We start from the raw sequence: 14304 nt of genomic DNA, 5'->3' as shown, positions 1-14304 counted from the left end.
CGTTTGCACAGTTTTTCAACGAACACGCGTTAATTATGCCGCTTAGGCGTCATTTCTATCCCGAGAGGCTGTTATTCGGCTGCTGCGCCACCACGCCACAGGCAACTACCGCCCTTCTTTTGCACCAGATCCAGACGTGATTCGTGAGCCTGCAATTCTGCGTCACTGGCATAGATCACTTTCATCGCCGTAGCCGGGCGTTGGATGCGTTGGATATCCTGGGCTGAATCCGTCTGCTGGGTATCCCCCTCCATCTGGAAAGCCATCGAGGTCTGGCCACCGGTCATCGCCAGATAGACTTCCGCCAGGATCTCGGCATCGAGCAAAGCGCCGTGCAGCGTTCGCTTGGTGTTGTCTATCTCATAACGGTTGCACAGCGCATCGAGGTTGTTACGCTTGCCTGGAAACAGGCGGCGCGCCATCAACAGGCTGTCGGTAATGGTGCAGAAGGTCTCCGTCTTCGGGATATCTCGCTGCAACATACGGAACTCGTGATCCATAAAGCCGATATCGAACGCTGCGTTATGAATGACTAATTCGCCACCACGGATAAAGTCGATAAATTCAGCGGCGATCTGATCGAAAGTAGGCTTATCCGCCAGGAACTCATCGCTGATACCGTGTACGCCATAGGCTTCCGGATCCACCAGCCGATCCGGCTTGACGTAAACGTGGAAATGGCGCCCGGTCAGGCGACGGTTGATCACCTCAACGGCCCCGATCTCAATGATGCGGTGGCCTTCGTAGTGAACCCCTAGCTTGTTCATACCGGTGGTTTCGGTATCGAGAACGATCTGTCTGGTTGGTGTAGAGATCATAATGCTGTGCTCATGGCGCTGGTTTATGTCAGACTTGGTTTTTATAAAACTGATAGGAAGAGTCTACCAGAGATGCTTAAACAGGTAGAAATTTTCACCGACGGCTCTTGCCTTGGTAATCCAGGCCCCGGCGGTTACGGCGCAATTTTGCGTTATAAACAGCACGAGAAACTGTTCAGCGCGGGTTATTACCTGACGACCAATAACCGCATGGAGCTGATGGCCGCCATTGTGGCGCTCGAAGCCTTGACCACCCCCTGCGAAGTGGTGCTGAGCACCGATAGCCAATACGTCCGCCAGGGGATCACCAGTTGGATCCACAACTGGAAAAAGCGCGGCTGGAAAACCGCCGACAAAAAACCGGTGAAAAACGTCGATCTCTGGCAGCGCCTGGATCTGGCGATTGCCCGCCATACCATCCGTTGGGAATGGGTCAAAGGCCATGCCGGCCACCCGGAAAACGAACGTTGTGACGTGTTGGCACGTGATGCGGCAGGCAGCCCAACGCAGGACGACGTTGGCTACAAGCCCGAAGCTTAAGGCAGTTTGCGATAACTCTTGGTCGCGCCCACTGCGCGGCTGAGAGAGTGTTTCCTCGCCCCCACTTTCATCGGCGTTGGCGTCAGCGGCAAGGTTCGCTTGCGGGCTACAATCACGCTCATACAGCCAAGCGCCGGTAAATGCGTACTCAAGAAAGTCCCTCCCTTGCGCTGCCAAGGCAATACATGGAAGCGCGTCTGATCCAACACCTCATAATTAAGCAGGCTGAGCCAGTCCAACAGGCGCATCTGGGTAAACATCCGGCTGACGTAAGGCTGGTGTTTGCGCAACCGGGGGATCAGCTTCCCCAGACCTAGCAGGCTAAAAGGATTGAAACCGCTGATCACCAGCCAGCCATCGTCAATCATGACGCGATCGACCTCACGCAACATACGGTGTGGGTCATCGGCATAAGAGAGCGTATGGGCCAACAGGCAGGCATCGACGGACTTGGCTGCAAAGGGCAGTTGATAAGGATCGGCCTGAACATGCAGGTTATCCCCGGCCAATCCCACGTTAACCTGATGCGAGATGGCGCACTTTTCGCTATCCAACTCGGCGCTGAGATTGCCGATCTTCAACAGATGGAAACCAAACATCTTGGGCCACCAGGGCTGCAACTGCTGCTCCAACCCCTCACGATAGTATTCGCCCCACGGCAACCCGGCCCAGGAGTAAGGGCTAGTGAGCTTTTCTAGAGTCTGGGCTGGTTTCATGGTTTAGTATCTCTTTCAAGCCATTGCCAACGAGAGGTGTTCCATGAATCTTATCAGCATTCCCGCTTTTCAGGACAATTACATTTGGTTATTGGCTAACCAGCAAGGGCGATGTGTGATCGTCGATCCCGGCGAAGCTGGCCCGGTATTGGCGGCGTTGTCCCAACGGCAACTGACCCCCGACGCCATATTATTGACCCACCACCACCACGACCATGTCGGCGGCGTAGCGGAAATCGTTGCGCAATATCCGGATCTGCCGGTGTATGGCCCCCAGGAAACCGCCAATAAGGGAGCAAATCGGTTGGTTCAGGATGGCGATATCCTGGAAATTGGTGGGCGTAGCTACACCACCATCGCGGTTCCAGGGCATACCCTGGGACACGTGGCATTCTACAGTGCACCTTATCTTTTCTGTGGAGATACGCTTTTTTCAGCGGGCTGCGGACGGCTTTTTGAAGGGACGGCAGAACAAATGTACCACTCATTTCAACGGCTCGCGCAACTTCCCGACGAAACCCTAATTTGTTGCGCACATGAGTACACGCTCTCAAACCTTAAGTTTGCCAGGACAATTTTGCCGCAAGACCGCCAAATTGAAACATATCAGCAACAAATTGAGCAATCAAGGGCAAAAGGCGTACCCAGCGTGCCCACAACGTTGCAATTAGAGCGTAAAATTAATCTATTTTTACGCTGCCATGACACTGATTTACAAAAGGAAATAGGCTTTAATTCGCCACCGAGCCAGCTTCATTCGGTTTTTTCCGAATTACGCCTGCGCAAGGATGCCTTCTAAGCTTTTAGTTGTGTTTTTTGGCGAAGCAAAGTATCCTTGCTCGTCTTTTAAGCAACTATATTGACACACACATGAAGGCTAAAGCGATACTTCTCGCCTCGGTCTTGTTGGTTGGTTGCCAGTCATCCTGGCAGGATGTACCGGCACCAAAGCAACATGCACAGAGTCTGTCTTCGGCAGGTCAAGAAAGTGAAGCAGGAGAGTACACAGCGAGTTCGGCACGGTGGCTAGACAGTAACAGTAGCGCCGCTCAGCAGAACCTGTGGAACTTCATTAGCGACGAGCTGAAGATGGAGGTTCCGGAAAACGACCGGATCCGTGAACAGAAAAGAAAATATTTAAAAAGTAAGAGCTATCTCCACGATGTAACATTACGGGCAGAGCCGTACATGTACTGGATAGTCGGGCAGATTAAGAAACGCAATATGCCGATGGAACTGGTACTGCTACCCATAGTGGAGAGCGCTTTTGACCCTCACGCCACGTCAAGTGCCAATGCCGCAGGGCTATGGCAGATCGTGCCGCAAACGGGTCGCAATTATGGTTTGAAAAACAATCAGTGGTATGACGGGCGCCGTGATGTTGTGGCCTCGACGACCGCTGCGCTTAACATGATGGAGCGTTTGAACCGCATGTTTGACGGTGACTGGTTATTGACCGTCGCTGCTTATAACAGTGGTGAAGGCCGAGTCATGCAGGCGGTTAAGGCGAATAAACGTCAGGGTAAGTCCACCGAGTTCTGGGCATTGTCGCTTCCGCGTGAAACGTCAATCTATGTCCCGAAAATGCTGGCACTGAGCGATATCATCAAGCACAGCAAAAAGTACGGCGTCAAGTTGCCAAAAACTGACGAAACCCGTGCACTGGCGCGTATTGATGTCGGGCAGCAGATCCAGCTGACTCAGGCGGCAGAGATGTCTGGGCTTTCTCTCACCAAGATGAAGGCTTATAACCCTGGCTACAAGAAAGGCGTTACGGCACCTAATGGGCCCCATTACATCATGGTTCCCAAAAAGAATGCCGCACAGTTGAAAGACTCGTTGGCCGACGGACAGATAGCTGCGACATTACCAACCACCCAGTTGGCGAAGAACAGCGGCCTGTCAGGCGGAAGTGCGTATAAGGTTCGCTCCGGCGATACGTTATCCACCATAGCCAAACGGTTGAACGTTAAGACCAGCGATTTGCAGAGTTGGAACAATTTGCGTGGCAAGAGCACGCTGAAAGTTGGGCAAACCCTGCAAGTGGCCAGCAATGCCAGAGATAACAGCAGCATCACCTACCAAGTACGTAAAGGTGATTCGCTATCCAGCATTGCACGTCGTCACGGCGTCGAAATTAACGACGTGATGCGTTGGAACTCAACGCTCGGCAAAGGCAGCAGTCTGCAACCCGGTGTGAAGCTGACGCTGTTTGTCAGCAACAAATCGTCGCCGGAAACCTAAGTTTTCGCTACAAAAAAAGCATCCCTCGGGATGCTTTTTTATTGGCCAAATTTCGCTACCAGACCGGTTTATCGGTTTGCGAATGGAACTCCACCAGCAGCGGATTGTGGTCTGAGGCCTGAGTCACCAGCACCGAGGCCTCTGTAACGCCCAGGTTGCGGTAAAAGATAAAATCCAACGGACGGCCAAAGGCTTTGCGGCGATGATCGTCGGCGAAGTTGACCTCGTGCAACGCCATATCGCTGGCAAATTGATACAGGGCGTTGATGCGCTTGCGACTCCAGGCATTAAAATCCCCCGCCATGATCACCGGCCCCCGATGGAGGGCGATCTGCTCACCAATCGGGCCAAGCTGCTTGCTGTAAACATCCACTCCCAGACTAAAGTTCACCGCGTGGATATTCACGACCATCAACAGTTGACCATCTAATAAAGGATAGACGGTGATCAACGCCGACTTGGCCAAACGCAGCAGCGGCTCCCGTTCGCGCAACGGGCAACAATACACCGGATGTGCAGCCGCCAGCGTCATCACACCAGAAGGGTGTTGCGGCAACACAAAGGCGGGCACCTGATCGGCCGCCAGATAGTTAGAGGTGGCAAAGCTGACCAATTCCGGCGTGGTCTGCGCCTCCTGCAATAGCACCAGCTGCGCATCTTTACCGAAGTCTTTCAACACCGAAAGCCAATCGGCACGCTGCTGTTTGAAAATATTCCATACCATCACCCGCAGCGCTCCAGACGTAGGCAACGCGGCCCCCGGCGGTAGCGGCTGATTGATGGCACCAGGGAAAATCCGTTCAACTGGCTGGCCCGCAACATACCTCATTGCATAAGTTCGTTTCGGCACGTTATTCGCCTATTTCCCGTTCGGATGAAAATCACGTTGATAGCAACATGGCTACCAAGACTAAATTGAGTATACGCCTGAGCGGCTCTGCCAACATGGCTTTTAGAGATCCAGTTATAGGGGCAAGGCGGGCCGATTTCAATCAATGCTGTGTATGTGTCTGTAAAGGTTCGCGCTGAATGCGAAAAGGCCCACTAATGCGGGCCAAGAAGAAAGGGGCTAGATGGGATCAGGCGAACTGCTGTTGGTAGCGTTTATCCAAACGGCCACTAAGGCCGATCAACAACAACGCCCCCACCACAATCAGCGCGCCGATCCAAGGCGTTTGCGCCAACCCTAGTGAGGCTACGGTCTGTCCACCAATCACTGATCCCAGTGCGATCCCCACGTTGAAAGCCGCAATATTCAGGCCAGAAGCAACGTCTACCGCGTTCGGCGTGTACTGCTCAGCCTTCTGCACCACATAAACCTGCAAGCCTGGCACATTGCCAAAGGCAAATACCCCCATTACCACCACCGTCAGCAGCGCAGCGACGCTGTGGCTGGCGGTAAACTGAAACACCAACAGCAAGGCGGCTAACGCGGCAAAGATAAAGCTCAATGCACGTACCGCGCCATGACGGTCGGCCAGCTTGCCCCCCCAGATGTTACCGATGGCTACCGCAATGCCATAGGCCAGCAAAATCCAACTGACGGCCGGAGCCGAAAAACCAGCCAGCTCCTGCATCATCGGTGCCAGGAAGGTAAAGGTCGTAAATACCCCGCCGTAGCCCAATGCGGTCACGGCGTAAATCAGCAGCAAGCGCGGGTGAGTCAGCACTTGCAGCTGATCGCGGATACTGGCACTGGCCTGGTTCTTGATGTTGTTCGGGATCAGGATCAGGCTGGCAATAATCGCCACCATTCCAATCAACGACACCGCCAGGAAGGTCTCACGCCAGCCGAAGTGCTGGCCGATAAATGTGCCTAGCGGCACGCCGGTCACCAGAGCAACGGTCAAGCCACCAAACATGATGGCGATGGCCGTTGCCGCCTTCTCTTTGGCTACCAGGCTAGTCGCAATGGTTGAACCCACTGAGAAAAACACCCCGTGTGCCAGGCCAGTCAGTAAACGAGCAACCACCAGTGACTCATAGCTCGGTGACTGCCAGGCCAGCAGATTGCCAAGGGTGAACAGCACCATTAAGCCCACCAGCAGCATCTTGCGCGGCACTCGGCCGGTTAATGCAGTCAGTACCGGAGCACCGATCGCCACCCCAATGGCATAAAGGGTCACCAGCAACCCTACAGAGGGCACAGTGACGTTCAACTGCTCGGCGATGGTCGGGATCAATCCGACAATCACAAACTCCGTGGTGCCGATGGCATAGGCACTGATGGTCAAGGCAAGTAAAGCGAGAGGCATTGCTAACTCCAAAATAGCGTTCGGGTTGATAGCGGTGATTATCTGCCTGTGCTTAAATGATAAAAATGCTCAAAATTTCAAATAAATTTTGCTGATGGAGCAACAATGAAGGCAAATTCGGATGAACTGATCACCTTTGTCACCGTGGTGGAATGCGGTAGCTTCAGCCGCGCGGCGGAGCACTTGGAACAGGCAAACTCGGTGGTCAGCCGTACGGTAAAAAAGCTGGAGAGCAAGCTGGGGGTCACGCTGCTCAATCGCACCACCCGCCAGATAAGCCTGACGCAGGAGGGAGAAAACTATTTCCGCCAGGTGCAGAAAGTCCTGAGCGATATGGCCGCGGCGGAAAATGCGCTGATGGAGAGCCGCCAGCGGCCCCAGGGCCTGTTGCGCGTGGATGCCGCAACGCCGGTCGTGTTGCACGTACTGACCCCATTGGTTGGCGAGTTTCGTGCCCGCTACCCGGAAATGTCGCTCTCGCTAGTCTCGTCAGAAACCTTTATCAACCTGATTGAGCGCAAGGTCGACATTGCCATCCGCGTGGGGGAACTGACAGACTCAAGTTTGAAGGCCCGCAAACTGATGACCAGCTATCGAAAAATTGTGACGTCACCAGCCTATCTGCAGCAGTTCGGTACCCCGCAAAGCGTGGAGGATCTGGCGCAACACTGCTGCATCGGCTTCAACGATCTGCCCAACCTGAACCGTTGGCCATTAGCCTGCGCCGATGGCCGGCAGTTGGAGATCACTCCAGGGTTGACCACCAACAGCGGAGAAACACAGCGCCACCTTTGCCTACATGGCAACGGTATCGCCTGCCTGTCGAACTTTATGATCGATGAGGATATCCAGCGTGGGGATTTAGTGCAGATCCTGGTCAAGGAGACACTGCCGGTTGCCGTGCCGGTCAATGCGGTTTATTACAGCGACAGCGCCGTAAGCAACCGCCTGCGCAGCTTTATCGACTTTCTTAGTGAAAGCCTCACACCTCGCTAACCTGTCCGATGTTGTAACCAGAATGTGGTGGGAGTCAGGCCACCCAGCTTCTTCTGCGGCCAGTGTTGGTTATAGCTGGCACAGAGCGCCTGCAGCACAACATCCAGCGAAGAGTTCTCCGCTACTGGTAACAGGTCCGCCAGTTGGCTTTCGAGCCGCAGCACAATCTCCATTTGCGGTAGCGCGGGTTGTTGCAACCTTATCCCCTGCTCCCGACACCATAGCTGTAAGGGATGGGCCTGAGACTCGCGATTGCCGAACAGCTTTTTATTTTCAGTCTCAATAGATTGTATATCACCTGGGCAGTGCGGTAACAGTTCCTTCAGCCAGTTGACCACCAGCATCGGCGAGGCTCCCGCAAAGGCTCGTGCACTCAGCCAGCCGCTGACCTTCTCTTCGGCCCACAAGAGGTGTTGCTCGCCGCCATCTTCGGCCGATAGGCTAATTCGTTGATAAAAAAGAGCGAGAGTTCCCGGCAGTTCGCCCGCTTTTACCGCCTTTTTACCTCGTAGCTCCCTATTTTCTGCCTCACTACGCTGGCCCACACCGCGCAGATAGCGATCCAAGCCCGCACGGGAGATCGACTGTTGCATACCCTGAACCACCACCACCAGCAGCTCATCCAGCGGCAGCTGTAATTTTTGTCTCAGCCAGTTGATAAGCAAACTCTGTTCGTCTGTCAGTGCCTTGCGAAGGCTCTTGGGCACCGTATGGCGATCGGCGACATCCTGGCGCTGCCGCCAACGGCGTACCGTCGCCACGGAAATACCCAGCTCCTGCGCCAATACGCGATCGCTTTTATCCGATTGCTGGATATAACGCCGTACTCGTGGGGTAGTGGTCGCATTGGCATGTAGCTTGATTTCCATCGTAGACTCCACACTAAAATTGATGCCTCATCATAACTAATCTTGTGAGATATTTTATAAATTCACCTCACACTGTGAACTGATTCACCTTTCTTTAAAATCCATTCACTGATAATCCCAGCCAATAAGTCGCCACCCTTACCTGTTTCCTCCAATACGCATACCTATGGGGTTTACCATGAACAACGCTCTGGGATTTCTTGAAGCCAAGCTGATGCCTCTGGCGGCCAAGGCCGCACAGCAGAGGCATTTGTGTGCCATTCGCGGTGCCTATGTTTCCTTTATGCCGTTCATTATCGTCGGCTCGATCCTGCTGGTGATCTCATCGTTCCCCAATCAGGGTTACCAGCAGTTTATGGCGGGCCTGTTTGGTGCCAGCTGGAGCAATATCATCGAGATCCCGTTCAACGCGGTGTTCTCCACCATGTCGCTGTTCGTCAGTTTCCTTACCGCTTACCGCCTGGCGGAACATTATGATGAGGATCGCGTCTCCAGCGGTATTCTGTCGCTGGTATGCTTCCTGATCCTCACGCCGTTTATCAAGGTAGAAGCCTTGGGCAATATCAATGTGATCCCGACCGAGTGGATCGGCAGCAAGGGGCTGTTTGTGGCGATGATCGGCTCACTGCTGTGGACCGAACTGTTCTGCTACCTCAAGCGCCGCAAGCTAATCATCAAAATGCCCGAAGGCGTGCCACCTGCGGTACAGGAATCCTTCGCCGCTCTGCTGCCTGCACTGTTCGTGATCATTCTGGTGCTGGCGATCCGTATTCTGTTCGAACACACCAGCTACCAAACCATTCATCAGTTTATTTATAACGTAGTCGCCACGCCGGTACGTCACTTTGGCACTTCCTACATTGGCGCTCTGCTGACGGTGTTGAGTATCACCATCCTATGGTCGGTGGGGATCAACTCTGGTTCGATGGTCAACGGCATCATCCGCCCGCTGTGGATGGAAAACCAGACCGACAACATCGCCGCTATCCAGGCCGGGGTCACGCCACCGCACATCGTCACCGAACAGTTCTTCGATATGGTCTGGATGGGCGGTGCTGGTGCCACCCTGTCGCTGGTGATCGCCATTCTGTTCTTTGCCCGTAGCAATAGTATTCGCGAAGTAGGCCGCATGGGGGCCGCAGCTTCAATCTTCAACATTAATGAACCGATCCTGTTTGGCCTGCCAGTGATCATGAACCCCATCATGCTGATCCCCTTCAACCTGGTGCCGGTGGTGTTGGTTACCGTGCAATACGTGGCGATGAAGGTGGGGGCCGTCGCCGTCACTACCGGGGTATTTATCCCCTGGACGCTACCGCCGGTGATCAGTGGCTTTATCGTGACCGGCCATTTGAGTGGCAGCCTGATGCAGATCGTTAACCTGCTGATCGGTGCCATGCTTTATCTGCCTTTCCTGCGCATTCTGGACAAACAGTATCGCGCAGCCGAAACATCAGGAGTTTGATATGTGGGGAATGATTGCAACCTGGCGTATGGCACTGGAAGGCGTCACCCAGGCCAGTGAAGCGCTGAAAGCCGGGGCAAGCGCCACACAAAGCGTGGTTAGCGCGGTGGCGGAAGTGGAGGATTTTCCGTTTTATAAATCTGTCGGTTACGGTGGTCTACCTACCGAAAATGGTGAGGTAGAACTGGATGCGGCCTTTATGGATGGCGATACGCTGGCCTTTGGTGCCGTTGGCAACCTGGTGGATATCGCTAACCCGGTGAAGGTTGCCCAGGCGCTGAGCCGCGAACGCTTCAACAGCGTCCTGGTGGGAGCTGGCGCACGTGAGTGGGCCCTTAGCCAGGGTTTTGCCGACAAGACCATGCTCACCGAGCGTGCAACCCAGCACTATCGTAAGCGCTGCCGCGAAACCATCGATAAGGGCCTTAGCCCCTACGATGGCCACGATACCGTCGGCATTATCGGCCTCGATCTGCATGGTTCAATGAGCGTGGCCACGTCTACCAGCGGGTTGTTTATGAAACGTCGTGGCCGCCTGGGTGATTCACCGGTGATTGGTTCCGGTTTCTACTGTGACAGCCAGATCGGTGCCGCAACCGCCACGGGCGTGGGTGAAGACCTGATGAAAGGCTGCACCAGCTATGAGATCGTGCGTCGTATGCAGCAAGGTATGACGCCACAACAGGCGGCCGATTCGGTCGTCTTCGAGTTGGAAGATCGGCTGATAGCCCGCTTTGGCCGGGTGGGCGATCTCTCCGTAGTCTGTATGAATCGGCAAGGGGAGTTCGGTATTTCTACCAATATCAAAACTTTCTCGTTTGTTGTCGCCAGCGCCATCCAGCCACCAACGGTGTACCTGGCAGAACGCCGCGCCGAGCATACCCACTTCACCCCAGCCAGCGAGCAATGGCTAGCCGACTATGCCGAGCGCATTCGCGCGCCGATTGAGGAGATCCATTTTGATTAAATATCGGTTACAGAGTGAAATCCCCGCATGGGGAGTTAACAGCCATGTGATTAGCTACCCCGGCAGCCCACTGCAATTACCCTGCAATGCAGCCCTGTTACAGGAACTCCATGCCACCGCCCAGCAGCAAACCGCCGACTGCGCCTATGGCTGTGCTCCGGCAGGCCGCGTCACGCTGTTGCCAAAAACGTTCTGGTTCGATGGGCAAACCAGCAAGCTGGTCACCGCACTGCGTCCTCTACTACGCAGTGGTACTAGTACGCAGTTGATTGTCGACTGCACGGCGTTTGATCACCGCAGCCTGCCGGCACTGAACCCTCTGCTGCATTTCCTGTTCAACCTGGATTACCAACTGAGCGATCTCGGGCTGAAAAAGGCAGAAGCGTCACCCACACCGCGTATCCAGGAGTTGGTGTTCTATTGCCAGCCGGAGCAGCGAGCCACTCTCGAGCCACGCCTGTCTCAAGCAACTGCCACCGCCATAGGGATGAAGGCAGCACGACGCATTGCCGACACGCCAAGCGATCGCTGCACCCCGGCATTCTTTGCCAGCGAGATCGCCCGCCAGATTGCCCCCTATCCTAGCCTGAGCTGCGAAGTGTTGGATGAACAGCAGATCGCTGAACAAGGTCTGGGCTTGCTACAGGCCGTAGGTAAAGGTGCCGATAATCCTCCGCGTCTGGTGGTGATACGTTACCAGGGGAGCGTCACTGGCCCCTTCAGCGCCTACGTGGGCAAAGGTATCACTTTCGATACCGGTGGCCTGTGGCTAAAGGGCGGCGATGGCATGTACACCATGAAATATGACATGTGCGGCGCAGCTAACGTCTTTGGCCTGATGCTGGCCGTGGCAGAACTCAAGCTGCCGGTCAGTCTGGTTGGCGTACTGGCGCTGGCCGAAAATATGATTGGCCCGGCAGCGATGCGCCCTGGAGATGTCGCAACCAGCTACAGCGGCTTAACCGTGGAAATCAACAACACCGATGCCGAGGGGCGACTGGTGCTGGCCGATGGCATCGCCTACGCCAGCAGGTTGACCAATAATCAGCAGCCGCCAGAATACGTGATCGATCTGGCTACGCTCACCGGCGCGGTGGTCAAGGCCTTGGGTTACGATCTTAGCGGCCTGATGACCGAGGATGAAAACCTGCGTCACGATCTCACTCAGGCAGGCTTGCGCAGTGGCGATCCTCTGTGGTCGTTGCCGTTGGACGATCGCTTCAGCAAACAGGTGGAGAGTCATATTGCCGACCTGTGTAACACGCCGACCAACAATGCGGCGATCAGTACCTCCGCCGCCTACTTCCTGAGTCGTTTCAGCCCGGCGAATATTCCCTGGGCACACCTTGATATCAGCGGCACTGCGTTGTGGCGCGAAAATGGCCGTAGCGTGGCCTCTGGCCGACCGATCCCACTTTTAATCCAGCATTTGCTGGAACGCCTGGAGAAATAACATGAAAAAGATCCTGTTAGTGTGTGACTTGGGTATGTCCACCAGTCTGCTGGTGAAAAAGATGCAAGAAGCAGCCAAAGCGCGCGGCATTGACGCCGAGATCTGCGCCAAGTCGATCCGTGAATACAAAACGGCGGTAACCGAATTTGACGTCGCACTGCTGGGGCCGCAGATCCGCTATAAGCTGGCAGAGTGCGAGAAGATTGCCCACGAGCACCATAAAAAAGTCGCCTGCATCGATATGATGGCCTACGGCACCATGAAGGGTGACAAGGTATTGGATCAAGCCCTGGCGCTGATTGAGGAAGCCTAATATGGATTTGGAAAACGAAGTGATGGAGCTGATTGCCAATGCGGGTTACGCCCGCAGTCTGGTGTTTCAAGCCATGCGCTGTGCGCGCGAAGAAGAAGATTTCGTTCAGGCCGAACAGTATATGCAACAAGCGCAGGAGGCACTCTCTGGCGCTCATCAGGTGCAAACCAAACTGATCGAAATGGACGAAGGCAGCGGTAAAATCCCGGTTCATCTGGTGATGGTCCATGCACAGGACCATCTGATGAACGCGATTATGCTGATGGAAATGGGCCGAGAGATTATCGCCCTGCACCAAAAGATCGCTCGTTAAAATCAGCTAAGCCGTCTGTGGCCTCAAAACCACAGATGGCCAACCTATCAATCCCAGTTTGGTGCCAGACCTTCCGGACTAACCAGGCGACCATTGCATTCCAATGCTGCAATCGCCGCCATTTCATCATCAGACAGCGTCAATTGCTGAGCCAACAGGTTGCTTGCCAGATTTTCACGCTTGGTCGAAGACGGGATCACCGCATATCCCAGTTGCATAGCCCAAGCCAGGATCACCTGAGCGGCGGTCACGTCACGGCGCTTGGCGATATTATTGATGACTTCATCCTGCAACGCCTTGCCATAAGCCAACGTCATATAGGAGGTGATGGCAATGCCATGTTGTTTTGCAAATTCAACCACCTGACGGTTTTGCAGATACGGTGAGAGCTCGATTTGGTTGGTGGCAATCGCATCAGCCCCCACCGCATCAATAGCGCGCTGCATCAGTTCAACGGTGAAGTTGGAAATACCAATCTGACGCGTCAGTCCGAGTTCCTTAGCCTTCACCAACTCCGCCATAGACTCGGCAACCGAGACTTCATCGTTCGGTGACGGCCAGTGGATCAAGGTCAGATCCACATAGGAGGTTTGCAGCTTTTTCAGGCTTTCTTGCAGGCTAGGGACCAGTTGGTCTTTGCCCAGGTTGGCGATCCAGATTTTGGTGGTGATAAATAGCTCTTCACGTTTCACGCAACTGGCCGCGATAGCTTGGCCGACGGCCGCTTCGTTCTCATAGATTTGTGCGGTGTCGATGGCACGGTAGCCCAGTTCCAGAGCGGTGCTAACGGAATCGATCACCACTTGATCTTGTAGACGGAAGGTACCTAAGCCAAATGCAGGGATGCTCATAATTGTGTTCTCTCGGTTTGTTTATCAAAACAGCTTGAGAGGATTATGGCAGCAGTTTTGTTGATCAAAAACGCCCTATTGTGCATAAGACTTTTGATTAGCAGGCAACAATAATCAGAAATTGACGCTAATTGAGGCAGGAATTAGTCGTTGATGAGTTTAATTTAAGCAAATGAAAAAGCCCTGAGTCAGAGACTCAGGGCTTATCAATTAAGTGGCGGAACGGACGGGGCTCGAACCCGCGACCCCCTGCGTGACAGGCAGGTATTCTAACCAACTGAACTACCGCTCCACCGATTCTTTTACGTCGCATCTTTCGATGCTGGCAAAACCACCTTGGTGATTTCGCGCATTACCAGGTGTCATACTGATAACGTTTAATTGATGCCTGGCAGTGTCCTACTCTCGCATGGGGAGACCCCACACTACCATCGGCGCTACGGCGTTTCACTTCTGAGTTCGGCATGGGGTCAGGTGGGACCACCGCGCTATTGCCGCCAGGCA

Annotated in this window: 14 protein-coding genes, 1 tRNA gene, 1 rRNA gene and 1 pseudogene; 9 read left to right on the top strand and 8 right to left on the bottom strand. The window is 54.3% G+C overall.

The features are described 5' to 3' along the window. Positions 1-71: 71 nt before the first annotated feature. Positions 72-818 (bottom strand): DNA polymerase III subunit epsilon, encoded by a 747-nt coding sequence (dnaQ, locus tag JHD74_RS14570; protein ID WP_021181966.1) that lies wholly within the window; start codon positions 816-818, stop codon positions 72-74. On the opposite strand from dnaQ, the pseudogene rnhA reads away from it, so the two are divergent. Further along, positions 772-1358 (top strand): annotated as a pseudogene (gene rnhA / locus JHD74_RS14565) (ribonuclease HI). The gene dnaQ and the pseudogene rnhA sit on opposite strands and share 47 nt — an antisense overlap. Here the strand turns inward: rnhA and JHD74_RS14560 are convergent. Further along, the gene (locus JHD74_RS14560; protein WP_024529025.1) at positions 1355-2074 is read right to left on the bottom strand and encodes a class I SAM-dependent methyltransferase; all 720 of its coding nucleotides are present in this window, start codon (positions 2072-2074) and stop codon (positions 1355-1357) included. The pseudogene rnhA and the gene JHD74_RS14560 overlap by 4 nt on opposite strands. 43 nt (positions 2075-2117) lie before the next feature. Here JHD74_RS14560 and gloB point away from each other — a divergent pair, with 43 nt between their 5' ends. Next, positions 2118-2873 carry a hydroxyacylglutathione hydrolase gene (gloB, locus tag JHD74_RS14555; protein ID WP_074031745.1) on the top strand — a complete coding sequence of 252 codons (756 nt, stop codon included), beginning with the start codon at positions 2118-2120 and terminating at the stop codon, positions 2871-2873. A 71-nt stretch (positions 2874-2944) separates the two neighbouring features. Then, positions 2945-4318 (top strand): murein transglycosylase D, encoded by a 1374-nt coding sequence (mltD, locus tag JHD74_RS14550; protein WP_037434951.1) that lies wholly within the window; start codon positions 2945-2947, stop codon positions 4316-4318. A 55-nt stretch (positions 4319-4373) separates the two neighbouring features. Here the strand turns inward: mltD and JHD74_RS14545 are convergent, their stop codons facing one another. Together JHD74_RS14545 and JHD74_RS14540 are read right to left on the bottom strand one after the other, a co-directional pair. After that, a complete protein-coding gene (locus JHD74_RS14545; protein ID WP_024483606.1) occupies positions 4374-5168 on the bottom strand; it encodes an endonuclease/exonuclease/phosphatase family protein in 795 nt (264 codons plus the stop codon). A 229-nt stretch (positions 5169-5397) separates the two neighbouring features. After that, positions 5398-6573, bottom strand: a complete 1176-nt coding sequence (locus JHD74_RS14540) for an MFS transporter (protein WP_199062961.1) — start codon at positions 6571-6573, stop codon at positions 5398-5400. Positions 6574-6678: 105 nt separating this feature from the next. On the opposite strand from JHD74_RS14540, the gene yafC reads away from it, so the two are divergent. After that, entirely contained in the window at positions 6679-7569 is an 891-nt protein-coding gene (gene yafC, locus JHD74_RS14535; RefSeq protein WP_074031743.1) for a DNA-binding transcriptional regulator YafC, read from the top strand. On the opposite strand, the gene JHD74_RS14530 is transcribed toward yafC, so the two are convergent. Further along, entirely contained in the window at positions 7566-8438 is an 873-nt protein-coding gene (locus JHD74_RS14530) for a hypothetical protein (protein WP_199062960.1), read from the bottom strand. The two genes, yafC and JHD74_RS14530, sit on opposite strands and share 4 nt — an antisense overlap. Before the next feature lie 178 nt (positions 8439-8616). Between JHD74_RS14530 and JHD74_RS14525 the strand changes: the two genes are divergently transcribed. Genes JHD74_RS14525 through JHD74_RS14505 form a run of 5 tightly spaced genes read left to right on the top strand, consistent with a single transcriptional unit; the run spans position 8617 to position 12949 of the window. Continuing rightward, positions 8617-9903: a PTS sugar transporter subunit IIC gene (locus JHD74_RS14525; RefSeq protein WP_024529031.1), complete on the top strand. Its 1287-nt coding sequence runs from the start codon at positions 8617-8619 to the stop codon at positions 9901-9903. A gap of 1 nt (position 9904) precedes the next feature. Next, positions 9905-10870, top strand: a complete 966-nt coding sequence (locus JHD74_RS14520; RefSeq protein ID WP_199062959.1) for a N(4)-(beta-N-acetylglucosaminyl)-L-asparaginase — start codon at positions 9905-9907, stop codon at positions 10868-10870. Further along, the gene (locus tag JHD74_RS14515) at positions 10863-12323 is read left to right on the top strand and encodes a M17 family metallopeptidase (protein ID WP_233169546.1); all 1461 of its coding nucleotides are present in this window, start codon (positions 10863-10865) and stop codon (positions 12321-12323) included. The genes JHD74_RS14520 and JHD74_RS14515 overlap by 8 nt, the downstream gene beginning before the upstream one ends. 1 nt (position 12324) lies before the next feature. Beyond that, on the top strand, positions 12325-12636 hold the full coding sequence (locus JHD74_RS14510) for a PTS sugar transporter subunit IIB (protein ID WP_024483599.1): 312 nt from the start codon (positions 12325-12327) through the stop codon (positions 12634-12636). A 1-nt stretch (position 12637) separates the two neighbouring features. Continuing rightward, positions 12638-12949, top strand: coding sequence for a PTS lactose/cellobiose transporter subunit IIA (locus JHD74_RS14505; protein ID WP_024529034.1), 312 nt, complete (start codon positions 12638-12640; stop codon positions 12947-12949). A gap of 47 nt (positions 12950-12996) precedes the next feature. Here the strand turns inward: JHD74_RS14505 and dkgB are convergent, their stop codons facing one another. From dkgB to rrf, 3 genes are all read right to left on the bottom strand, one after another. Beyond that, positions 12997-13800: a 2,5-didehydrogluconate reductase DkgB gene (dkgB, locus tag JHD74_RS14500; RefSeq protein WP_199062957.1), complete on the bottom strand. Its 804-nt coding sequence runs from the start codon at positions 13798-13800 to the stop codon at positions 12997-12999. Positions 13801-14015: 215 nt separating this feature from the next. Then, a tRNA-Asp gene (locus JHD74_RS14495) sits at positions 14016-14092 on the bottom strand. 94 nt (positions 14093-14186) lie between these two features. Further along, positions 14187-14302 (bottom strand): 5S ribosomal RNA (rrf, locus tag JHD74_RS14490). Positions 14303-14304 lie beyond the last annotated feature (2 nt).

It is taken from the genome of Serratia sp. ASV30 (genome assembly GCF_016428815.1).
Classification (GTDB): Bacteria; Pseudomonadota; Gammaproteobacteria; order Enterobacterales; family Enterobacteriaceae; genus Chania; species Chania fonticola_C.
The sequence above is the reverse complement of the archived record's forward strand: the minus strand, read 5'-3'. Positions and strand labels throughout refer to the sequence as shown.